14 protein-coding genes are annotated in these 24288 nt (G+C 47.8%); 12 read left to right on the top strand and 2 right to left on the bottom strand.

What is annotated here, in order from left to right:
- Nucleotides 1–111 precede the first annotated feature (111 nt).
- Nucleotides 112–2991, top strand: a complete 2880-nt coding sequence (gcvP, locus tag GOL65_RS09405; RefSeq protein WP_140920976.1) for an aminomethyl-transferring glycine dehydrogenase — start codon at nt 112–114, stop codon at nt 2989–2991.
- Nucleotides 2992–3098: 107 nt separating this feature from the next.
- On the opposite strand, the gene GOL65_RS09400 is transcribed toward gcvP, so the two are convergent.
- Complete coding sequence (locus tag GOL65_RS09400; RefSeq protein ID WP_140920975.1) at nt 3099–3494, bottom strand: hypothetical protein; 396 nt, start codon at nt 3492–3494, stop codon at nt 3099–3101.
- Nucleotides 3495–3945: 451 nt separating this feature from the next.
- On the opposite strand from GOL65_RS09400, the gene GOL65_RS09395 reads away from it, so the two are divergent.
- Nucleotides 3946–5358 (top strand): alanine/glycine:cation symporter family protein, encoded by a 1413-nt coding sequence (locus GOL65_RS09395; protein WP_140920974.1) that lies wholly within the window; start codon nt 3946–3948, stop codon nt 5356–5358.
- A 272-nt stretch (nt 5359–5630) separates the two neighbouring features.
- The gene (gene trhA / locus GOL65_RS09390) at nt 5631–6278 is read left to right on the top strand and encodes a PAQR family membrane homeostasis protein TrhA (protein WP_130590437.1); all 648 of its coding nucleotides are present in this window, start codon (nt 5631–5633) and stop codon (nt 6276–6278) included.
- A 43-nt stretch (nt 6279–6321) separates the two neighbouring features.
- Here the strand turns inward: trhA and ygfZ are convergent, their stop codons facing one another.
- Complete coding sequence (gene ygfZ / locus GOL65_RS09385; protein WP_140920973.1) at nt 6322–7320, bottom strand: tRNA-modifying protein YgfZ; 999 nt, start codon at nt 7318–7320, stop codon at nt 6322–6324.
- 335 nt (nt 7321–7655) lie between these two features.
- Between ygfZ and sdhE the strand changes: the two genes are divergently transcribed.
- The 9 genes from sdhE (at nt 7656) to GOL65_RS09340 (ending at nt 24268) form a co-directional block, all read left to right on the top strand.
- Nucleotides 7656–7919, top strand: coding sequence for an FAD assembly factor SdhE (sdhE, locus tag GOL65_RS09380; protein WP_140920972.1), 264 nt, complete (start codon nt 7656–7658; stop codon nt 7917–7919).
- A complete protein-coding gene (locus GOL65_RS09375) occupies nt 7894–8325 on the top strand; it encodes a protein YgfX (RefSeq protein ID WP_140920971.1) in 432 nt (143 codons plus the stop codon). The genes sdhE and GOL65_RS09375 overlap by 26 nt, the downstream gene beginning before the upstream one ends.
- A 54-nt stretch (nt 8326–8379) precedes the next feature.
- Entirely contained in the window at nt 8380–9060 is a 681-nt protein-coding gene (gene creB / locus GOL65_RS09370) for a two-component system response regulator CreB (RefSeq protein WP_140920970.1), read from the top strand.
- Nucleotides 9057–10487, top strand: a complete 1431-nt coding sequence (gene creC, locus GOL65_RS09365) for a two-component system sensor histidine kinase CreC (RefSeq protein WP_179038286.1) — start codon at nt 9057–9059, stop codon at nt 10485–10487. The genes creB and creC overlap by 4 nt, the downstream gene beginning before the upstream one ends.
- A gap of 113 nt (nt 10488–10600) precedes the next feature.
- Entirely contained in the window at nt 10601–12367 is a 1767-nt protein-coding gene (gene creD / locus GOL65_RS09360; protein WP_179038385.1) for a cell envelope integrity protein CreD, read from the top strand.
- A 474-nt stretch (nt 12368–12841) separates the two neighbouring features.
- Nucleotides 12842–14566 carry a ShlB/FhaC/HecB family hemolysin secretion/activation protein gene (locus GOL65_RS09355; protein ID WP_179038285.1) on the top strand — a complete coding sequence of 575 codons (1725 nt, stop codon included), beginning with the start codon at nt 12842–12844 and terminating at the stop codon, nt 14564–14566.
- 11 nt (nt 14567–14577) lie between these two features.
- Nucleotides 14578–15126 carry a toxin-activating lysine-acyltransferase gene (locus GOL65_RS09350; protein ID WP_140920966.1) on the top strand — a complete coding sequence of 183 codons (549 nt, stop codon included), beginning with the start codon at nt 14578–14580 and terminating at the stop codon, nt 15124–15126.
- A 56-nt stretch (nt 15127–15182) separates the two neighbouring features.
- Entirely contained in the window at nt 15183–23882 is an 8700-nt protein-coding gene (locus tag GOL65_RS09345) for a hemagglutinin repeat-containing protein (RefSeq protein ID WP_179038284.1), read from the top strand.
- Nucleotides 23879–24268, top strand: coding sequence for a DUF6911 family protein (locus GOL65_RS09340; protein ID WP_140920964.1), 390 nt, complete (start codon nt 23879–23881; stop codon nt 24266–24268). Before GOL65_RS09345 ends, GOL65_RS09340 begins: the two co-directional genes overlap by 4 nt.
- Nucleotides 24269–24288: the final 20 nt, after the last annotated feature.

The following is a 24288-nucleotide window of genomic DNA, read 5'->3' as shown; positions in this document are numbered from 1 at the left end:
ATCTCAAGTACAGGGCGTTTTGCTTTTATTCCCGCTATCCATATTCCTGCACAGGTATCAGTCTGTATCAGGCATGGCGGCCTTATCGAATAAATTCAGGAAGGTTATCCAATGAATCGAACTATTAAACAGCTTGAGTATGGTGAAGCTTTTATTGAGCGCCATATTGGTCCATCCGCAGAACAGCGCCAGCAAATGCTGGATATCATCGGAGCAAAAAGTCTTGATGAGTTAACGCAGTTTATTGTCCCTGCGGATATTCAATTACCAAACCCTCCGGCAACCGGGGATGCCCGGACTGAACATCAGGCATTGGCCGAGCTCAAAGCTATCGCAGCACAAAACCAACGCTATAAATCTTATATTGGCATGGGTTATAACGCGGTACTGACTCCACCGGTAATTTTACGCAATATGCTGGAAAATCCGGGTTGGTATACGGCTTACACTCCATATCAACCGGAAGTCTCGCAGGGGCGTCTGGAAGCATTACTTAATTTCCAGCAGATGACTCAAGACCTCACCGGTTTAGATTTAGCCTCAGCATCGCTGTTGGATGAAGCGACCGCTGCTGCGGAAGCCATGGCAATGGCTAAGCGAGCCAGCAAATTGAAACTGACGAACAGCTTCTTTGTGGCGGAGGATGTCCATCCGCAAACCATTGATGTGGTGCAAACTCGCGCAGAAGCTTTTGGCTTTAATGTGATTGTCGGACCTGCCAGCCATGCGCTGAACCATAGCGATTTGTTTGGTGTTCTGGTTCAACTGACCGGAACTACTGGTGAGTTACATAATGACAGTGAATTATTACATCAGCTAAAACAGCGTGGCGTAATTACCTGCATAGCTGCTGATATTATGTCGCTGGTATTGCTGGAATCTCCGGCTTCTATGGGAGCTGATGTGGTGTTCGGTTCTTCCCAGCGTTTCGGTGTCCCTATGGGATACGGTGGACCACATGCCGCATTTTTTGCCTGTCGCGATGAGTTTAAACGCTCCATGCCGGGGCGGATCATCGGGGTATCTAAAGATGCAGCGGGTAATACGGCATTGCGTATGGCGATGCAGACCCGGGAACAGCATATTCGTCGTGAAAAGGCTAACTCCAATATCTGTACTTCACAGGTATTGTTAGCCAATATTGCGGGTTTTTATGCGGTGTATCACGGCCCAACAGGGCTTAAACGCATCGCTCAACGCATTCATCGGTTAACCGATATTCTGGCAGCAGGGTTACAACAAAAAGGGCTTAGGCTCCGCCACCATAGTTGGTTTGATACTCTGTGCGTCGAAGTGGCTGATAAAGCGGCAGTGCTAACTCGTGCATTGAGCTTTGGCGTTAACCTGCGGGCGGATCTTGATGGCGCAGTGGGTATTAGTCTGGATGAAACTACCACTGTAGACGATCTGAATATTCTGTTCGATATTCTGTGTGGTGACCATGCAGATATCGATATTGATGCCTTAGATCGCCAATGCATAACGCAAAGCCAGAGCATTCCTGCGGCGTTACTACGTCAGACACCTATTCTGACTCATCCGGTATTTAACAGTTACCACAGCGAAACTGAGATGATGCGCTATATGCATCGTCTGGAGCGTAAAGATCTGGCCCTAAATCAGGCGATGATCCCATTAGGCTCCTGCACCATGAAGCTAAATGCTGCCGCCGAGATGATTCCTATTACCTGGCCAGAGTTTGCCGAATTGCATCCATTCTGCCCGCCAGAGCAGGCAACGGGATATCAGATTTTATTAGGCCAACTCTCCCAGTGGCTGGCACAGATTACCGGTTATGATGCGGTATGCATGCAGCCTAACTCCGGGGCTCAGGGGGAATATGCCGGGTTGCTGACAATTCGTCGTTATCATGAAAGTCGCGGACAGGGGAGTCGCCATATCTGTCTGATCCCAAGCTCAGCCCACGGCACAAACCCGGCATCGGCTCAAATGGCCGGTATGACTGTGGTGGTGGTGGACTGCGACAAGCAGGGGAACGTCGATTTACAGGACTTAAGAGCCAAAGCGGAACAGTCGGGTGACGAGCTTTCCTGCATTATGGTGACTTATCCATCCACCCATGGGGTGTATGAAGAGACTATTCGTGAAGTGTGTAATATTGTGCACCAGTTTGGCGGACAGGTTTATCTGGACGGTGCCAATATGAATGCGCAGGTTGGTATTACCACTCCGGGCTACATTGGCGCGGATGTCTCGCATCTGAACCTGCATAAAACCTTCAGTATTCCTCACGGCGGCGGCGGGCCGGGTATGGGGCCAATTGGTGTGAAAAAACATCTGGCGCTGTTTGTTCCCGGACATAGGGTGGTTCAGCTTGAAGGTGTCATCACTCATCAGGGAGCAGTATCAGCTGCACCGTTTGGCAGTGCTTCTATTTTACCAATCAGTTGGATGTATATTCATATGATGGGGGCGGAAGGGCTGAAGATGGCCAGTCAGGTAGCGATTTTAAATGCTAACTATATTGCCCGCAGACTAAAAGATGCTTATCCGGTGCTCTATTCCGGCGTAGATGGATTAGTCGCCCACGAGTGCATTCTGGATATTCGGCCTCTTAAAGAGGAGTGCGGCATTACCGAAATGGATATTGCCAAGCGTCTGATTGACTATGGTTTTCATGCGCCCACCATGTCATTCCCGGTGGCGGGTACACTGATGGTGGAACCAACCGAGTCAGAAAGTAAAGTGGAGCTGGATCGCTTTATTGATGCCATGTTGGCTATTCGCAGCGAAATTCGCCGGGTACATTCCGGTGAATGGCCGCTGAATGACAACCCGCTGGTGAATGCGCCGCATGTACAGGGTGAACTGGTACATGAGTGGAGCCATCCTTACAGTCGGGATCTGGCAGTGTTTCCGTCTCAGGCAGTATTCCATAATAAATATTGGCCAACGGTAAAACGTCTGGATGATGTATACGGGGACAGAAACTTATTCTGTTCTTGTGTGCCGGTGGGTGAATATTGGTAAGTTTGTTGACTTTTAAGATGGTAATTCCGGCCGTTACTACAGATTGTTTTCTGTGCGCGGCCGGCAATTCTTTTACTTTTCTCATTGAGTCAGAGTGATCTGGTCTGTCAGCGAATACCCCGGATAGGGATCCCTCCGATTTTTCCACCCGGTTTTGTCGTTGTACTACTCGCCGATTGACTACTATTGTCTTCGTTTGATGCGCTGCTGGTTTTACCCGTGTTGCTGGAGATCCCGGCTTTTTTGATACAGTATCTGGCAGTATCTTCCATTACTTTCTTAATCTGTGCCTGCGTTGGATTATTCATCGCCTGAATTTTTTCTAAATCTTTTTCCTGGCGAGACTCAACACACTGGCAAACTTTCACTGCCTGAGTGCGCGTAATTTTTGAGTTAGCTTGTTGCTGCATATCCGCACAGGCGTTGACATAGTCACTATTGGCGGCCAGCACATTACCACTTATCAACATCATGGCGCATAACAAAATTGCTTTTTTAAGCATGGATTTCGTCCCTGATAATTCGTGTATGAAGAGGAATCATTATCTGAACTCAAATAATGTTTAACATCATTATTTTGGCAATGCATCATCAATCTTAATATCAAAACTAGCCATGTTTATCAGATGAAAATGTGATCATTTTCACTATCGCACATGTAAATAATTACAATGGTGTACTAACTACCAGTTTGGAATAACCCTATCCAACGCTTGATTATTAGTGTTATATTTCCCGCAATATGGGGAGGTGTTTTCTTTCTCTGTCATTTTGCGGCGCTCACTTGTATATCTTACTGATATACCAAGGTTCGTTCCCTTGGTGTTTTGATAGGGTATGTCAGGCTGTCAGAATGAGAAAAGTGACAGACTACTCATATACAAAAATGACGTGCGATAACGCACGCGTAAAAATAGCAAGCAAACACACAACATAACTAAGAGAAACTAAAGTATGGAGATACTTGAGCAACTGGTCGATCAGGTTAATAGCCTGCTCTGGGACCACCTATTGATATTCCTGTTATGCGGAACAGGGATTTATTTCACCATTCGTTTAGGTTTTATCCAGATTCGACATTTTGGCTCCGGCGTTAAAGCGCTGTTTGGCGGAATGTCACTTAAAGGGGATAAAGCTGGCAAACATGGGATGAGTTCATTCCAGGCTGTGGCAACCGCCATTGCAGGTCAGGTAGGAACAGGAAATCTGGCAGGGCCGGCAACGGCAATTCTGGCCGGTGGGCCGGGAGCTATTTTCTGGATGTGGGTTTCCTCTTTCTTGGGGATGTCTACCATCTATGCTGAAGCCATTCTGGCGCAAAAATTCAAAACCAAAGATAGAAATGGACAGACCGTTGGCGGTCCTGCGTACTATATTGAGCAAGGTTTAAAGTGTAAGTGGCTGGCCTGCGTTTTTGCCGTGCTGATTATTTTTGCTTTAGGCTTCATCGGTAATATGGTGCAGTCTAATGCGATTGCTTCTGCCTTTAACAGCTCTCTTGGTGTGCCAAACTGGCTGATGGGCGTTATCATGGCTATCGTTGCCGGTGTGGTGATTATCGGTGGTATTCGCAGCATTGCTTCTTTCAGTGAGAAAGTAGTGCCAATTATGGCGATCTGCTATCTGATTGGTGCCTTTACTATTCTGGCATTTAACTACCAATATGTTTTGCCTGCTTTTGAGTCGATTTTTATTGCAGCATTTAATCCACAGGCAGTAGTGGGTGGTGGTGTTGGTATCGGTATTCAGCAAGCGATGCGTTTTGGTATTGCCCGGGGCCTGTTTGCTAACGAAGCCGGTATGGGTTCTACTCCCCATGCTCACGCCGTTGCCCGGGTAGCAAGACCGGAACAACAGGGCTTTATTGCCATGATGGGTGTATTCGTGGTGTGCGTTATTGTTACCGTGACTGCACTGGTGATCATTACTTCGGGGATGAAGGAATGGGATGCGGCAGGCCGCGTTGGTGAATCCTTCCTGAGTATTTTCCGTGGTCAGGGCATTACTGTTACCCAACAGGCTTACACCTATGTGTTCGGTCATTTCGGTAGTCTGTTTATCTCCGCATCGTTATTCTTCTTTGCGTTTACCACCATTATCGGCTGGTACTACTATGCGGAAAATAACGTGCGTTATCTGTTTAGTTCAACGTCCGCCGTTCGTATTTATCAGTTCCTGGTGATCTGCTTTATCTTTGTTGCCTCACTGTTTAATGTTGAGCTGGTATGGAAAATGGCAGATATGTTCAACGGCCTGATGGTGTTACCAAACCTTGCTGCATTACTGCTGCTTTCACCGATTGTGATTAAGCTGGGTAAGATGGCGGGATACGGTAGCGGTATTGCGGATCCGGAACCAGGTCAATAATAATTGAAGTGATGATGCTCCCTATGTGAGCGTTATTCATCTGATAATCAACGGCAGCCCCTGAAAGGCTGCCGTTGCTGTTTAATCACAACATTCGCTGAAACCATAACCCTTTTATTCTCAGCCATTTTTCCATCGTTAAATGTTTCCACAGATTTACATAAAATATTCAGCTTACATGTGTACACTGAAATGATTCTCATATACTCTGATATCGGTTGTGAATATCAAAACTATCGACGTTGTTTTTATCCTGAATAAAAGGTCACCGTATGTCAGCGTCTGTTAAACAGGGCTACTCAGTAGCCGAAGAGATTGCCAATAGTATTAGCCACGGCATTGGATTTATTTTAGGTATTGTCGGGCTGGTACTGCTTTTAACTCAGGCTATCGGTAAAGATGCCGGTTCCCTGGAAATTACTAGCTATAGCCTGTATGGCGGCAGCATTATTCTGCTGTTTCTTGCCTCAACGCTTTATCATGCCATCCCTAATCAGGCGGCTAAGCGTCGGCTAAAAGTGTTTGATCACTGCGCGATTTATCTGCTGATTGCCGGTACCTATACTCCTTTCTTACTGGTGGGATTAGGTTCTCCACTGGCACAGGGGCTAATGGTGGTTATCTGGAGTCTGGCGCTTATTGGCGTGTTGTTTAAGTTAGCATTTACTCACCGTTTTAAAGTGGTATCGCTGGTGACCTATCTGGGGATGGGCTGGCTCTCTCTGGTGGTGATTTATCAGATGGCAGTGAAACTATCGGTGGGTGCAGTTGGGTTATTAGCGGTAGGTGGGATAATTTATAGCCTGGGCGTTATTTTCTACGTTAATAAACGAATTCCATTTAACCACGCTATCTGGCACGGGTTCGTTCTGGGTGGTAGCGTGTGCCATTTTCTGGCTATTTATCTGTATATTGCCTGATGAGAGTCTGGCTTCCTGCAAAGTAGCAGGAAGCCATTGAATATTATGCTTTGTCGGTTTTTTCCAGCGAATAAGGTAACGGTTGAATAGCTAAGTGACTGGTTACATCATCTTTTACTCGCAAAACGGCATCACTATCCAAATCATTATTTAATATGGCCTGTACCCAAATTGTGCTGTCAGTCAGTTTGACTGAGGCCAGTACAGTGCCCGTGCGGCGCCAGTTCTCTCCTAACTGTAATTCCAGATCGTCTCCGGTATTTGGCAAACTCAGAGCTTTACCCGCCAGCCAGTACATAGCACGTTTATTTGCACCGCGGTACTTGGCGCGGGCAATCATCTCCTGCCCGCTATAGCAGCCTTTGGTAAAACTAATACCATCCAGCGCCTGAATATTGGTGGCCTGAGGAATAAACTCATCGCTGGTGGCACTGTCAATTACTGGAATACCGGCTTCGATATCCAAGGCCAACCACTGGCGGCTGTCATTCAGTGCGGCTTTACCCAGCAAATAACCGTACAAACTGTTGGCTTCATCTTGTGTGGTTACGATCAGAAAGCGTTCGGTTGGCAGAGGAAAATGTAGAATGCAGGTATCACCCTGTTGAACAACGGATGTGTTGGCATCTGGCAAGGTTGCATAAAAGGACGACAGCATCGACCGGGCGTTGCCACCGGCCACCCCCAGAAGTACCGCATCATTTTTTCGTTCAATGGTTACTTTCGAGAACACCGCATATTTCTTCAGCTCGGTGAGCTGGTTATCACACAGGCTGCTACGCTGCAGGTAGGCCAGAGCATCGCCGTACTGGAACAGACGAATGGCACTCCACATTTTTCCTTTAGCGTCACAGTGAGCGGCTAACTGATGCTGCTCCGGCTGTAGGGCAAATACATCATTGCTAAGCTGCCCTTGTAAGTACTTACGATTATCTTCACCGCTCAGGGTTACCAGAGCCCAGTCTTCTAATGAAATCAGAGTCAGCGACAGGTCAGAGGATGGACAGGCTAACTGAGAAGGTAGTGGGGATTTATAAGTCATAGGTACTCCAACATAAATAGAACGATATACAGATGAGCCCGGATAACAAATTCAGGGAGCCGCCATATTACGGCATTAAGCTGTGGCATAGTTTACTTAACAATAACAAAATGCAGTATAAGAATCGTGGTTCTTTCACTGGAAATTTTTTCGTTAGTGAAGGCGCTATGTTGAATTCGGGAAAACATCATGCTCTATCGAGTATAAGTCAGATTTGGCACAACAATTTCGATCCTTATGGCAAATTTAAGCTAACTTTATCTGTAGCCTTTCCCAAATCCGAGCCAAATTGTTACTCTACACCACCACGTAACCTGATATGAGTAAGAGCCATAATGGATATTAATAATAAAACCCGAATTCACTGGGCGTGCCGCCGCGGAATGCGCGAGCTGGATATTGCTATCATGCCATTTTTTGAAAATGACTATGACAACCTGTCGGATGCTGACAAGCAGGTATTTATTCGTTTACTGGAATGTGAAGATCCTCAGCTGTATCGCTGGTTAATGAATCAGGCGATACCGGAAGAGGCGGATATGGCTCGTATGATCAAAATGATTCAGAAAAAAAATGCCGAACGTAGTTCTCTGGCATAGTGACATTCGGGTTTCCTGGAAAACCCAATGCATTTCACTGTTGATACACGGCGCTTTAGTGCTGTTAGTGTTACTCTCTCCGTGGAATGACGGCTATTGGCCGCTGTGGTTAACGCTGGTCACTCTGGTCATTTTTGATTGTCTGCGCAGTCAGCGTCACATACAGCGAATGCAGGGTGAGATGATACTGCTGAGTAATTACGATATTCAGTGGCACCGTGAAGAGTGGCGCATATCAGGGAAACCGATGATGTTAAAATGGGGCGTTATGTTGAAGCTTGCTTCTGTCTCCGGAAAATATTCCCGCCGTCGCGTTTGGCTGGCGATTGACAGTATGGATGCTGAAGCATGGAGTAGCTTACGTTTTCATCTTCTTCAGCTTGATAAACAACAAAATAAGCATTAAAAAAACGATGGAAAGGGCACCGGTAGCCCGAATGAAAGGATATGGAATAAGGTTATGTCACTAATTTGGCTGGTTGAAGATGAAGCAAGCATCGCGGATACCCTAATCTATACGTTAGAGACGGATGGTTTTGAGGTGCGTTGGTTTGAACGTGGTGAACCTGTGCTGACAGCCCTGAACCAGAGCCGTCCGGCGTTGGCTATTCTTGATGTTGGACTACCGGATATTAATGGTTTTGACCTGTGTCGCCGTATGCTGGCTCAATCTGCCGATCTGCCGCTGATTTTTCTGACTGCTCGCAGTGAAGAACTGGATCGCATTGTTGGTCTGGAAATTGGTGCTGATGATTATATTGCCAAACCTTTCTCTCCACGTGAAGTTAGCGCCAGAGTTCGAACTATCCTGCGCCGTCTGGAAAAACAGCAGCGGATGTTGCCCAGCTATGGTGCATTTGGGCTGGATGAAGAGGGTGCCACTATTACCTTCTGCGGCCAGACACTATTGCTAACCCGCTATGAATTTTTGCTGTTAAGAACACTAATTAAATCACCGCGTCGGGTATTCTCCCGTCAGCAACTGATGGATTTGGTATGGCAGGATGCAGAAGAGAGTCTGGATCGTACCGTGGATACCCATATCAAAACCTTAAGAGCCAAACTGCGCGTAATATCAGAAGAAACCAATCCGATTCAGACCCACCGCGGTCTTGGATATAGCCTGAGTCCTGATAAATGAGGATCGGTTTTCGCTTATTGCTCGGTTTTTTTATGATTGTGGCCGTGGCCGGTTACTTTGTGATGAACATTTTTGTTCAGGAAGTGAAGCCAGGCGTGCGGCGTGCAACAGAAGGCATGATGGTAGATACCGCAAACCTTCTGGCGCAAATAGCCGAGCAGGACATTCGTAATCGTAACCTTAGTAAAGGCCATATTGCCCAGGCTTTCTTTGATATTAACCGTACGCCAATTGGTGCTCAGATTGACCATATCGTTAAAAATCGCATGGAGTATAGGGTCTACATTACCGACAGTAAGGGTATCGTCATTTTTGACTCCAGCGGCGAAGCGTTGGGGCAGGATTATTCGCGCTGGAATGATGTTTACCTGACTTTAAGAGGGAAATACGGCGCGCGTAGCACCCGTATTGATCCTGAAGATGAAAGTACTTCCGTCATGTATGTGGCTGCACCGATTAAATCCTCTGACGGTAAGATAATTGGGTCACTCACCGTATCCAAACCCAATCAGACCATGCAGCCAGTTATTCGCCGCAGTGAACGCCGTATGGAGATTGCCGGTGGTATTTTATTAGGTATCGCACTGGTAATTGGGGCTGGTTTTGTCTGGTGGATTAACCGTTCTATTTCTCGTCTCGTGCGCTACGCCAGTGAAGTGGCCGACGGCAATGCACCAACTCTGCCGAAAATGGATAGCCCGGAGTTATCCAGTCTGGCCCGTGCATTGGAGAGTATGCGAATTAAGCTGGAAGGTAAGGACTATATCGAAAAATACGTTCATACCCTAACCCATGAGCTTAAAAGCCCGCTGGCTGCCATTCGCGGTGCGGCAGAGATCTTGCAGGAGATGCCACCAAAGCCCGTGGCACTGCACTTTATCAGCAATATTCAACAGCAAAATGAACGACTGCAATTGTTGGTTGACCGCATGCTGCAACAGGCTCAGGTGGAGAGCCGAATTCGACAAGAGCTGGCACCGGTCGATTTGGCGGACGTATTGCACAGTGTGATTGCTGCCAAAGAGGCGCAGATTACCCATCGTAAAATTCAGTTAACCAGCCAGATTGATGCTCCGGTTAGCGTTCGTGGCGATAAACTGCTACTGGAACAAGCCTTTAGTAATTTGTTAGACAATGCTTTGGACTTCACGCCAGAAGGGGGAGACATTGCCATTAGCGGTGAGTTTATTGATAAACATTACCGAATTATTGTGGCAGATAGTGGTCCGGGCATGCCGGAGTATGCGCTGGATAAAGTGTTCGATCGCTTCTATTCCCTTCCTCGTCCGGATAAAGAGAAAAGTACCGGACTGGGCCTGAGCTTTGTGCGGGAAGTGGCATCCATCCATCAGGGAACCATTCGTCTGGTGAACGGCGAACAGGGTGGTGCAAAAGCCATTTTTATTCTGCCGGTGAAAGAAAAGTAAGTCATCTGACTTGATATAACCCCGTTACTTCACACTGCCTTCACACAACATCATCATCTGTTCACTCAGCACATTTATCCTGACGCCATAATAGGGAACAGGAGTGTTTGGTGATGTTTAAATCAACGTTATTTTGGAAAGTTTTTGTACTTATAGTGCTAACGTTACTGATGTTAGTACCTATCAGCATGGTGCTGGAGATGATTGATGGTCGTAATCAATATCGGGAAAGCGTCATTAGTCAGATTAAAGATGGAACCAGCGGTGAACAGACGGTTATTGGGCCAATATTAGTGGTTCCTTATGTGCGTCTGGAGACAGAAATTGTCAGTGATGGCACCAAAAAAGGAAAAACGATAAAAAAAGTCAACCGGGTACAAGGGCAGAGCTACTTCCTGCCGGATAACTTAGCGGTTGATGGTAGCGTAAATGTAGAACCACGTAAGGTAGGGATTTATCAGACTCAGGTTTATCAGAGTCAGCTACAGTTCAAAGGCTCCTTTGGTAAAGTCAACTTTGTTAATAGTGACAAAATCACCTATGAGAAACCTTATCTGGTATTAGCGCTGGCGGATTCCCGCGGTATTACGGCCGTACCAACCGCTAAACTTAATCAGCACCAGAGCATGTTTCAATCCGGAACTAAATATTCAGAATTTCCACAGGGGATGCATACTGTCTTCCCTGAGGCTGTGCTGACTTCCCCGCAGCCGCTGGATTTTGAATTCACCGTTTCTCTACAGGGTACGGGACATCTGGCACTGATGCCGGTTGGGGCAACCTCAACGTTTAATCTTAGCGGTAACTGGCCACATCCAAACTTCCTGGGGCAGTTCTTACCGAAGAAACGTGAAGTTACCGAGCAGGGCTTTACCGCCAGTTGGGAGAGCAGCTGGCTGGCTAATAATATCAATAACAACTTTGGTCGTTATGATATGAGTGATATTCGCAGAAGCCAGGCTCAGTCACGCTCGTCAGGTTCATACAGTTATACTGAAACGGAATACAGCGAAGGTAGCAGGATATCGGGCTTTCCAACTTTCAGTACCAGCTTTATTGAGCCGGTTAATCACTACCAGTTGAACACGCGTACGGTGAAGTATGCCATTTTGTTTGTCAGCATGACTTTCGTGGCCTTTTTCCTGTTCGAGGTGTTGAAGTCACTATCAATTCACCCTATGCAATATCTGCTGGTAGCCGCAGCGTTAATGGTGTTCTACGTTATTCTGCTGGCACTTTCGGAGCGTATTGGTTTTGCCTGGGCTTATTGTATTGCAGCGGTAAGCTGTAGCAGCCTGATTGGTTTCTATTTAAGTGCGGTTTTGAAAGGGGTATGGCGTGGGATCAGTTTTGCCGGTGGGTTATTGATTCTGTACGCGGTACTGTATGTGCTGCTGCAGTCTGAAGACAATGCTCTGTTGTTGGGTGCCGGATTACTGTTTGTTGTATTGGCTGTCATTATGACGTTGACACGTCGCCTGGACTGGTACAAGGTTGCATCGCCAGCATCGCCAGCATCGCCAGCATCGCCAGCATCGCCAGCATCGCCAGCATCGCCAGCATCGCCAGCATCGCCAGCATCGCCAGCATCGCCAGCATCGCCAGCATCGCCAGCATCGCCAGCATCGCCAGCATCGCCAGCATCGCCAGCATCGCCAGCATCGCCAGCATCGCCAGCATCGCCAGCATCGCCAGCATCGCCAGCATCGCCAGCATCGCCAGCATCGCCAGCATCGCCAGCATCGCCAGCATCGCCAGCCGCATCAACGACATCTACCTCAGGTGGCGGTATGCAACCTTCCGGTGATGCCAATATTGAGCCAGTGGCAGAACAGGGTGAAGATAGTCTGGAACGAAGAAAGTATCGGTTATGGAAATGATATTTCTGAACTGATATATAGTCAGCAGTAAACTTGTCTAACCCCGTATTTCAACCAAAGTTTGAGTGCGGGGTTTTTCACATTTCACTATATTGTTTCGATGTAGTTGCCACACATTTTCATCTTCGATTCTGAGAGAGACATCTGCTTTTATTATTCAATTTAAGTTATGTTTTTAAATCCTTAAACACAGCAACTGATAAGGATGAGCTACAATCGTTTTTTTATTTTAAATTTAATTAAATATCAATTGGATAAATTAAATTATTTACAGTGAAAATAGTTTCATTAATTAAATTTCCCGCCTTTTTTAATTCATTATTTATTATAAAAAAACTAGTATTTTTAACAGGTATAAAGTGGTGTATCCATCTTGTATAATTCGTACTCACATGGATGAAAATGAAATAATAACTAAATGTGATTATGCGGTGGATTTAGTTATTTATAACAGATAATAACCACGGACAAGGTATGCCTTTTAAAACCAATCTCAGTTTCGCTCATCGGAAGCGAATTTTTCTACGTGTCTGGGGGCCTGCGGCGCTACTGCTACTTGCCTTTTATGCTCATTCAGCTCCTGAATTGAACAACATCAATAATCAGCAAATTATCCATCAGCAAGAACGTCAAAAAGCGCTGGAGCAACAACTTGCGCCTGAGCAGCCTGATGTGCGTATAAAGCTGCCGGCGGGTAGCTCTGCAATTGCTCAATTTCCACAGGAAGCGAACTGTATCACCATCAATCAGGTGACATTAAGCGGTAGCGACTACTTAACTAACTGGTTGCTGCTACAGCGCGTAGCCGATCAGGCTAAAGGGCAATGTATTGGTGGTAAAGGCATCAATTTGCTGATGAGCGCCATTCAAAATCGGTTAGTGGACCGGGGCTATATCACCAGTCGGGTATTAGCGCCACCGCAGGATGTGAACAGCGGTGAGCTGAAACTGCAAATTCTGGAAGGTAAAGTCAGTCGTATTCTGTTTACCCCTGAAAGTAGTGGCTATATTCAGTCGTTTAATACTCTGCCGATATCGGAAGGGGATTTGCTTAATCTGCGGGATATTGAACAGGGAATAGAGAACCTGCGACGGGTTCCCACTGCGCAGGCGGATGTCAATATGCTGCCGGGCGCCGAGCCGGGAGAAACCGATCTGGCTATTAGCTGGAAACAGGATCGCCACTGGCGACTGGGTGCATCGCTGGACGATTCCGGCACCACCAGCACCGGTCGTTATCAGGGAGGATTAACCCTGTATGTGGATAATCCTCTATCCCTCAGTGATACCTTCTATATTTCCGGCGGTCATGATCTGCAATGGAAAAATGACCGGGGCAGCCATAACTATACCGCTCACTATTCCGTGCCTTATGGCTACTGGGGATTTAATGTCACCACCAGTAGTTACAGCTACAACCAGAAAGTAGCAGGTCTGATTGAGAATTATGACTACAGCGGAGACAGCAACAATCTGACTTTTGGGTTGAGCCGTCTGTTGCATCGAGATGCCTCACAAAAAACCACTCTGACGTACGATGTGCTGCTGAAATCGACCCGTAACTATATCAATGACACGGAAGTAGAAGTTCAACGCCGTAATACCTCGGCCTGGCGTTTGGGTTTGCAACATCGCCACTATATTTACGCCGCCACGTTGGATATGGGAATGAGCTACCAACAGGGTACCCGTTGGTTTGGCGCACAACCTGCGCCAGAAGAGTACACCGGTCTGGCGACGGCCCTGAGCAAAATAGCTCAGATTTCCGCCAATCTGGATGTGCCTTTCAGCTTGCTGGAACAGAAATTCAGCTTTCGCAGCCAGTACCAGCGCCAGCTTCCTTCTTCCACCAGTCTGACCTCTCAGGACCGCTTCTCCATTGGCGGTCGCTATACGGTGCGGGGTTATGACGGTGAACTGAGTCTGTCCGCCGATCGGGGTTGGTTCACCCGTAATGAACTGGCATGGCAAACGCCGCTACCGTCTCAGGAGCTCTATGTAGGGCTGGACTACGGCGAAGTGGGCGGTGGGGGAAGTGAGTACCTGCTGGGGAAACATCTGGCGGGGGCTGTACTGGGGTTAAGAGGTTATGCCTTCAATACCAGCTATGATCTGTTTGCCGGTATTCCCACCTCAAAACCGGATGGCTTTAAAACCGATCCGGTAACGTTAGGCTTTAACCTGAACTGGCAGTATTAAGGAGGCGCGAGATGAAATATGGAAACTTTCATATCACCGCCCCGTTGATGCTGGGTGGTGAAATAAACGAAGCGGAGGTTCTGGGGGCATCGGTCTGGTTATGGATGCACTCTCCACAACACAATACTGCATCGTTGAATACGCTACCGACCCTGTTGCTGCCGATTATTAAAAATCAGCAGTTTGTTTTAGTCAGTGAAGGTAATAAGCCGGTGTTTTTTCTGTCATGGGCATGGATGGATGAGCAGGCTGAATGCCACTACTTTACTGAAGATGCCTTAATGTTCAGAGAAGAGGACTGGACCAGTGGTGAGCGCTTATGGATCCACGACTGGATAGCGCCATTTGGCCATTCGATAGCGATGAAGCGAATTATCACCGATATCATTTTTCCTGAACATTTTGGTCGAATGATTTATCACAAAACAAAAAACTATCAGACCAAAACCTGGTATGGCAAGAATACCCGACGACAGGAACGAGAACAGTGGTACAGGGAGCATCCGGTTATCAAAGACGAGATGACACTGGCTCTGTTAGCTCAAAAGTTAAATCAGTAACCCTGTCGCTGGCAGATGTGAATAACTAAAAAAAGAATAGTAAAAGGATTTCACTAATGAACAAGAATTTATACCGCGTTATTTTTAACCGGGCCCGTGGTCAGTTAATGGTGGTGCCGGAGATTGCCGGATCCCATTCAACCGGAAATACCCGGGTTTCATCCGGAGCCGGACATACCTTAAGTCAGCTGATTGCTGGCCTTAATCCCCTGATGTTGTTTACCAGTATGGCATTGGGGTTACTGGCTATCAGCCTGCCGGTACAGGCTGATATCGTGGCAGACCACAGTGCGCCGGGTAACCAGCAGCCAACGGTCATCGGCAGTGCTAACGGCACGCCACAGGTGAATATCCAGACACCGAGCGCCGCAGGTGTATCGCGCAATACCTACAGCCAGTTTGATGTGGATAACCGTGGCGCCATTCTTAATAACTCAGCCGCACCGGTACAAACCCAACTGGGCGGCTATGTTGACGGCAACCCGCAGGTCATACGCGGCGGGGCTAAAATCATTCTTAATGAGGTCAATTCTCGTAATCCGAGTCAGTTAAACGGTTATGTGGAAGTCGCCGGGCAGAAAGCTCAGGTGGTAATAGCCAACCCATCGGGTATTACCTGTGATGGCTGTGGTTTTATTAACGCCAATCGCGCCACCCTGACTACCGGCACGCCAAATCTGGTGAATGGTCAACTGGAGGGCTACAACGTCCAGCAGGGCAATGTGACCATTCAGGGCAAAGGAATGGACAGTAGCCAGCAGAGCTATACCGATATTATCGCCCAGTCGGTGAATGTGAATGCGGGTGTGTGGGCCAATGAGCTTAATGTGGTCACAGGCAAGAACAAGGTCAGCGCCGATACCAGCCAGATTGAAAAGCAGGGTAGTAACGATGCAGCCAGCCCGCAGTTTTCGGTGGATGTGGCGGCACTGGGTGGCATGTACGCCAATACTATCCGCATGGTGGGCACTGAAAACGGCGTAGGTGTTCGCAATGCCGGGCATATCGGTACGCAGGCCGGTTCGGTAGTGCTGACCGCCGATGGTCGTATCGAAAATAGCGGAACGATAAGCAGTGCACAAAACCTGACGATGACCACTCAGCAAGGGCTGACCAACAGCGGTACGCTGTTTGGTAAAAACGAAGTTCAGATTACTGCTCAGGGCGATGTGGTTAACACCGGCTCCGGCCAAATGGGTGCCACCGGGCAGCTTAATGTGACCTCTCAGGGCAACCTGACCAGTCAGGGTGTGATTGCGGCAGACGGTAACGCCACTGTCAGCAGTCGTCGTAAATTGAATAACAGCGGAACCCTCTCTTCTGGTCAGACGCTTCGGGTATCTGCCAACAGTATTGATAACAATGGTACTGTGCAGGGCAAAGGACGTACCGCCATCAGCACACCGGGATATATCAATCAGACCGCCAGCGGAAAAATCAGTAGCGGTGGCTTTTTAAGTATCGATAGCGGCGACTGGATGACCAGTTACGGCAGCATTTATTCTGCGGATGCAGCTTCCCTTAGCATTCAAAATGCGCTGTTAAACGGTGGAACTATTGATACCGGATTGGGACTGACCCTGTCTGCCAGCCATATTAACAATACCGGAGCAATTTACGCCGGTGGCGATGTGCAGGCACAAAGCCGCAGTAATCTGTTAAATAGCGGAACCCTGGGCTCTGATCGGGATATTACCCTGAATGCAGCGGGTGAATTCTCCAGTAACAATACGATTTATGCTAAAGGCAATGCCCGCTTGAGCGCAGGTAGTACGGTCAGTAATAACGGCACACTGGCAGCAGATGGACTATTGAGCCTGACTACACCGGGTGCGCTATATAACAACGGCACGATGTACAGTAAAGGTAACCTGTCATTAACTGCAAACCAGTTGGTGACCAGCTATGGCTCCATTGGTGCAGACGGTGAACTTAATCTGAGCACTTACGGAGCACTGTTTAATAACCAGATGCTGTACGGTAAAGGTCAGACTACCCTTAACACCGGTGGCGATTTGACCAACCATGGGGTGATAGGTTCTGACAGCCGTTTGTCCCTGACTTCGCCGGGTATGTTGCTTAATACCGGCACCCTGTACAGCGGTGATGCAATGTCGGTAGCCGCCAACGGACGCGTCACTAACAGCGGTACCATCAACAGCAGTAGCGATTTATCTCTGACCACCCAAAATACCCTGTATAACGGCAATACTATTTATGCCAAAGGTCACGCCTCCTTTAACGTTGCCGGGGCAATGACCAATGACGGCACACTAGGTGCTGACCGTGATCTGACGCTTAGCGCCGGTGGTGATATTCTTAATAACGGTACGTTGTACAGTCAGGGAGCAGGAAAATACCTTACCGATGGCAGCTTTACCAATAACCACCTGTTGCGCAGTGAAGATGCCTTGTTAGTGGATGCCAGCGGAAATATCCTCAATCAAGCCGATATCTATGCCTTTGCCGGGCTGGATTTCAGCGCCGGACAGCGCATTGATAACCATGCCCAGTTCTACAGCGGTGGGACACTTAATCTGCATGCTCTTGGGGACATCAGCAATACCTCAACGCTGGCAGCGCTAGACGATATTACCCTGTCGGGCCATTATTTCAGCAACGGCGGCAATGCCCTGCTGGCTGCCGGTGTACAAAGCAACGGTCAACTGGCAAACACTGGTGATATCACTATTATCAGTACCCAGTCTGTCGATTTGCAGGGGCAGGCTCTGGCTTCCGGCACTTTGAATGTGGATGCCAACGGCATTAATCTTGCCGATGGTCTGGTAAGCGCTGGCGCGGCGAATCTACAGGCGCATAGCGGAGATATTAACACCAACCTTGCACAGCTTTACGTTAACAATGCCTTCAATGCACAAACCACCGGCCACTGGAGCAACCTTGGCGGCCAGTTGTATGCGGGTGATATGCATCTTAATGCCGGATCGCTAACCAACGATGCTGCCGGGGTTATCAGTGCCCAGTCCACCAACCTCACATTGAGTGGACTTCTAAGCAACAGAGGGCTGATTGACGGATTACTGACCCACCTGCAAGCCAGTCAAATCGATAACTATGGCACCGGTCGTATTTACGGAACCTGGCTGGGTTTACAGGCTGATGTGATTAATAACCGGGAAGAGGGCGGCACCGCCGCCACTATTGCCGGTCGTGAAACTCTGGATATGGGGGTTGGTACCTTAAACAATTACACCCATTCGTTAATATTCAGCGGTGGCAATATGTCCATTGGTCGATTACTGGATGAGAACAGCAACGCCACCGGTATGGGTGGGGTGTTGAATAACCACAGTGCGACGATTGAAGCGTTAGGGGACCTGAAGTTGTCGATGGGAGTGGTGAATAACGTTAATGACCACTTTTTGACCGAGTTTCGAGTCGTATCGCAGGAAAATATTCTTGAGTACGCAATGAATGCCAGCAGTCGACACTATTTCCTTGATGAAGTGAGCTTTACCTATAACAGCCGCGGCGTTTCCACACTCTATACGCCGGATTCGGATAGGGGAGACGATGACTATTGGGAGTTTACCTATGTCCGAACCACCCAGGAAAACGCCATTATCGAAACCGACCCGGGGAAAATTTTAGCTGGTGGTAACTTGTTGATTATTGCGGATACGGTCAATAACGATAAGAGCCAAATCATTGCGGGAAATGTATTAAACATTGCGGCTAATACCCTGAATAATACGGAAATTGCGGGTACTCGTGTCATTACTGAATCGGGGATTATGCAGCATCGATATTCAACCCCAATCGGTGGTGTACGGGTGCAGGGACATCATGATTACGACTACTCTCCGGCAGCCGTGTATCAGGATATCATGTTAAAAGCATCGGAAACTGCTGGCAATACCCAACCCAATGGCAGTGGAGCATCGATTAATGCGCGTCAGGAAGGTTTGGCTCCAGGTAGTGGCATTGGTAGCATCAGTATTGATCGCGTGAATATTCAGCTGGCGGGTGTGGATGGCATGCAAGATGTCAGCATAGTGACCCGTCCACCGAGTTTGAGTCTGACATTACCCAATGCCAGTCTGTATAAAATCAATCCGGCAGTCGGCGGTTTGTATCTGGTAGAAACCGATCCTAAATTTACCCAGCTTAAGCGCTGGTTAGGTTCGGATTATATGACCAGCCAGTTAAAGGCCGATCCGAATAATATGCATAAACGTTTGGGTGATGGTTACTACGAGCAGCGTCTGATCAGTGACCAGATTATCAGCCTGACGGGGCAGCGTTTTTTAAACGGTTACGCCAATGACGAAGAGCAGTATATGGCACTGATGAACAGTGGCGTTGAATTTGCTCAAAAGTACAACCTGTCGTTAGGGGTAGCGTTAACCAAAGAGCAGATGGCTAATTTGACCTCGGATATCGTCTGGCTGGTGAGCCGTGACGTAACCTTACCGGATGGCAGTATTCAGACGGTTTTGGTGCCGCAGGTATATGCCATGGTCAGGCCGCAGGATATTGATAGTAACGGTGCTCTTTTAGCGGGTAAGCAAGTCAATTTGCAACTAAGCAATGATTTGGTGAATCAGGGGCGTATTCTGGCGGGGGATAAGCTGAATGTGCTGGCGCAGAATATTCAAAATATGGGCGGTATCATCAGCGGTAATAACGTAGCGCTGCTGGCAAATAACGATATTAATAATATTGGTGGTCTGATGCAGGGCTTTGACAGTCTGAAACTTCAGGCCGGTAATAATATCAACATTACCACCACCACCAACCATAACGAAAAAGGCGGAATCAACCGCTCATCTCATACCAATATCAATCAGGTCGGGGCCTTGTCGGTCAATAATGACAATGGAGTGCTACAGCTTTCAGCCGGTAATGATATTAATCTGACGGCGGCATTGATTACTAACGCCGGTCAGAATAGCGAGACATATATCGCTGCGGGTCATGACCTGAATATGAATACCGTGACGGAAGAAAAGCAGCGCGACTATATCTCCGCAAGTAAGAACAGCTCGCGTAAAGAGGCCAGCTCGCAGGATATTGGTACCCAGATTAGCAGTAGCGGTAATGTCACTCTGTCAGCGAAAAATGATATCAATGCGAAAGCGGCACAGGTTCAGGCTGATGGTCAACTGGCCGTGGTAGCTGGAAACGATATTAATATTACGACTGGCCAGTCGACTGACCATGTGGAGAGTACCAGCAAATCCACCAGCCGCAGCGGCATGACCAAAACCGTGACTACCAAGCAGGTGGTGCATGATGTTCTTTCGGCAGAAAGCAGCAACTTTAGTGGTGATACAGTCATCATGAATGCCGGAAACGACCTGCGGGTTGAAGGTAGTCAGGTCACCAGTACCCATGATATGACATTAAACGCCGGTCACGACCTGATACTGAGTACAGCCCAAGAGCAGCAGGATGATCTGGAGATAGTTCGTAAGAAAAAGAGTGGCATGATGAGCTCCGGTGGGATTGGGGTGACATATGGCAAGATAGATGAAAAGTCGACCAATATTAGCCATCGTGTCACTCAACTGGGTAGTACCGTAGGCAGTACAGAAGGTAATGTTACTTTAAGTGCGGGAAATAATCTGACCATCAAAGGCTCAGACGTTATCGCTCAGCAGGATATCAGCCTGAAGGGTAAAAATGTGACCATTGAGTCAGTGGAAAACCAAACCAGCATTCACGACAAGTACGAGCGTACCCAGTCGGGTATGACGGTTGCACTATCCGGCGCTGCTGGCAGTGCGCTAAACGCCGCAGTAACCGAAGCGAAACAGGTGCAGGACACTCAGGACAGTAAAATCAAGGCGCTACAGGAAATCAAAGCGGCGCTGTCGGCGGTTCAGGCGGTGCAGGCCGGTATGATGGACCTGCCGAGCGGTAGCGAAGGCTTTGTGGGTATCAGTATTTCTGGCGGTACTCAGCATACGGAATCCACCACCGATACCAAAATTCGGGCGGCTCAGGGCTCTGCCATTGCCGCAGGAAATAATCTGTCCATCACCGCTACTGGTAGTGGTGAGAAAGGCGTTGATGGCGATATCACCATTAAAGGCTCAGCTATTAATGCCGGTAATAACATGATTCTGGATGCTAACCGGGACGTTAACCTGCTGGCGGCGGCCAATACTCAAAAAACCGACAGTGAGAATAAGAGCTACGGCGGTAACGCTGGCGTCAGCTTTGGCTGGGGCGGGGGTAAAAACGGTCTGCGTTTCTTTGCCGATGCTAACTTCTCGAAAGGGAATATGCATGCAGACGGTCTGTACTGGACCGAGACTCAGCTTGAAGCGGGCAACAATCTGACCATTATCAGCGGTCGGGATACCAACCTGATTGGTGCGCTGGCGAAAGGTGATTCCGTGATGATGGACGTGGGTCGTGACCTGACCGTGCGTTCATTGCAGGACACCGATGATTACAGCTATGAGCAATACTCGCTGAATATTGCGGGCAGTTATGGTACTGGCTTTGACGGCAGTCTGGGCTTCACCATGGACAAGATGGACAGCACCTGGGCCAGCGTCAATGAGCAGAGCGGGATTTATGCCGGTAAAGGTGGTTATGACATTACCGTGGGTAATCATACTCAGCTAGACGGTGCGGTGATTGCCTCTGAAGCTACGCCAGATAAAAACAGTCTGGATACCGGTACGCTGGGCTGGAGCGATATTAAGAATAAGGCAGAGTATGACGTCAGCCATGTGTCGGTCAGCGTTGGCTCGGGCGGTGGTGCACCGCTGGGCTTCCCGGGGGTTCCGGGAACGCCGATTGTGGTGGCCTATGGTGACAGTGCAAGTAGTACCACGCATGCGGCGATTGCGGATGGTTCTATTACCATTCGGGATAAGGAGGGTCAGAAACAGGATATTGCCAGCATCAGTCGTGATACGGAGAATGCTGCTAATCCGCTGGAGAAAATCTTCAATGCTGAAGAAGAGATGCGTAATCTGGAGGCCATTGGTCTGGCGGGGCAAATAGTGCAGCAAGTGACGACGATTGCGACTAATATCGGGGTGAAGAATGCGCAGGATGAAGCGAAGGCCAGTATGGAGGCTGCATCGAAGGACCCCGCTATTCAGGCGCAGGCCAGAGATAATTTAGCGAAGCAGGATATAAATAACCCAACGCAGGAGCAGTTGAACAAGGCTACTTATGATGTGGTGTATCAGGCTGCTTATGAGAAACAGATGGAAACCTACGGTACCGGCAGCAATGTTGGCCGAGCGATACAGGCCGCCGGTGCGGCGCTTACTGTCGCAATGGGTGGTGGCAGCGCGGGGAATGCGGCAGCGGCGGCTTCAGCGCCGTTTTTAGCTCAGGGCGTGAAGAAGCTGGCGGATGAGAATTTCCCGATAGACGAGGAACACCCGAACAATGCGAACCTGTTTGCCAAAGTTATTGGTCATGCCATTGTGGGTCTAGCGGTTGCAGAAGGTTCAGGGAATAATGGCATGTCTGGCGCGTTGGGCGCCGCCAGCGGTGAGCTAATTGCTAAGGTGGTAGCAGAAGACCTTTACGGAGTTAATCCAAAAGATCTGACAGAAGCTCAGCGTCAGTTTATTGCTAATATGACTTCAATCGCGACTGGAGTGGCGGCTGGTTTAGTAGCTGATAATACGGCGGATGGGGGGACGGCTGCGGCAGCTGCGTATAATGCGGCAGTTAATAATTTCTTGAGTCCAGAAAAAGCCGAAACGTTGATTAAATCAATAGAAGACCAGAAAGCGGGCAAAAATTTGGTGGAAGCATCACTGAATATTGTGAAGCTGACCAATGAAGATCGGGCCAGTAATGCTTTATTGGAATTGTATCAATCAGGCCAACCTATGACAGAAAGCCAGAAACAAGAACTGGCTGGTTTACTTGACCAATATGGTTATGAACTTCAAGTCATGTATGGATTTACCCCACAGAAAGCGAATGAGGCTATTCAGGGAGTGCTTGCTGGTAAAGCGTTTGTGGCGTCAACGGGAGATATCAGTGCTTATAATGAAGCATTGAGCTATCTTAAAACAGCTAGTGTACATTCCAGTCAAGCGATAATAGGTACTGATGCGTTAATGGCGTTACCTGGTGCGCCGGGAATTGTAGCGCGTTCTGCACTAGCGGCAGGCGGAGCTTATCAGGCAGGTTATGGTTTGGGGCAACTTTCTGATGGGAGTTATGGTGAAGGAGTCTGGAATGTTGGGTTAGGAACTGCGGCAATTTTTGGTGGAGTGGCAGGGAATAGCGTTATTTCAAGAACTGATGGAGCGATAGCGTCACCGGGGAAACCAATATTGTGGCAGGAAAGTAGTCAATCATTAGATCCAAAAGCACATTCTTCGATTCCTAAAGTTACCGCAGAACTGACAGACCCAGTAACGGGTAAAGTGTTTACTGATACGAATCAGGGGAATCGTCCGGATTTCTATTTAGGTGACCAAAGTAGGCCGACATTAATTAACAATATTATTCAGGCTAAAATAGATAAACGTCCAGATAAAAACTATCCTAATGGTGATATGGCTACAGCTCACGCTGAGGTTGGTTCGATCCAACAAGCTTATGAACAAGGAATGACGCAAGGCCGTAATATGGAGTTAGTTGTTTCAGGAAAACCCGTGTGTAACTTCTGTATGACTGATATTCGCTCTATGGCAGAAAAAGCTGGTCTAAATTCATTAACTATTTACGAGAAATCAACTGGTCATACCTTGTATTGGCAGCAAGGTATGAAAAAAATAGAGAATAGAGGACCTTCGGAATGATAATTGAATATGAACTCTCTATTCATTTGAATAATGAATATCATGAGATTGTTCAACCTACTTGGGTAATGGTGAAAGAGTATTTGAATTTATTAAGAGGTCAATCAGGGAGTACTCATCTAAGAATTATTAATACTCAAGATATAGGGCCTGAACGTTTAAGTGTTGAGGGTGAAGGTGAGTATTATTTAATAACCCTGTTAGAATATAACGAATTAGGTGGAGATGTAAGATCATTCTCTGAGCCGAAAGGCAGTAACAATAAAATACTTGTGAATGGAGATTATTGGCCTGCTAGACAGCTTACTAAAGATTTTGATTTTGTTATTTCTGTTTTTAAAGAGTTCTTTGAAACTGGCAATGTATCAACAAAATATCTGAATTGATTTAATTTCCACCTTGTTTT

It is taken from the genome of Limnobaculum xujianqingii (assembly GCF_013394855.1).
GTDB classification, from domain to species: Bacteria; Pseudomonadota; Gammaproteobacteria; order Enterobacterales; family Enterobacteriaceae; genus Limnobaculum; species Limnobaculum xujianqingii.
The sequence above is the reverse complement of the archived record's forward strand: the minus strand, read 5'-3'. Positions and strand labels throughout refer to the sequence as shown.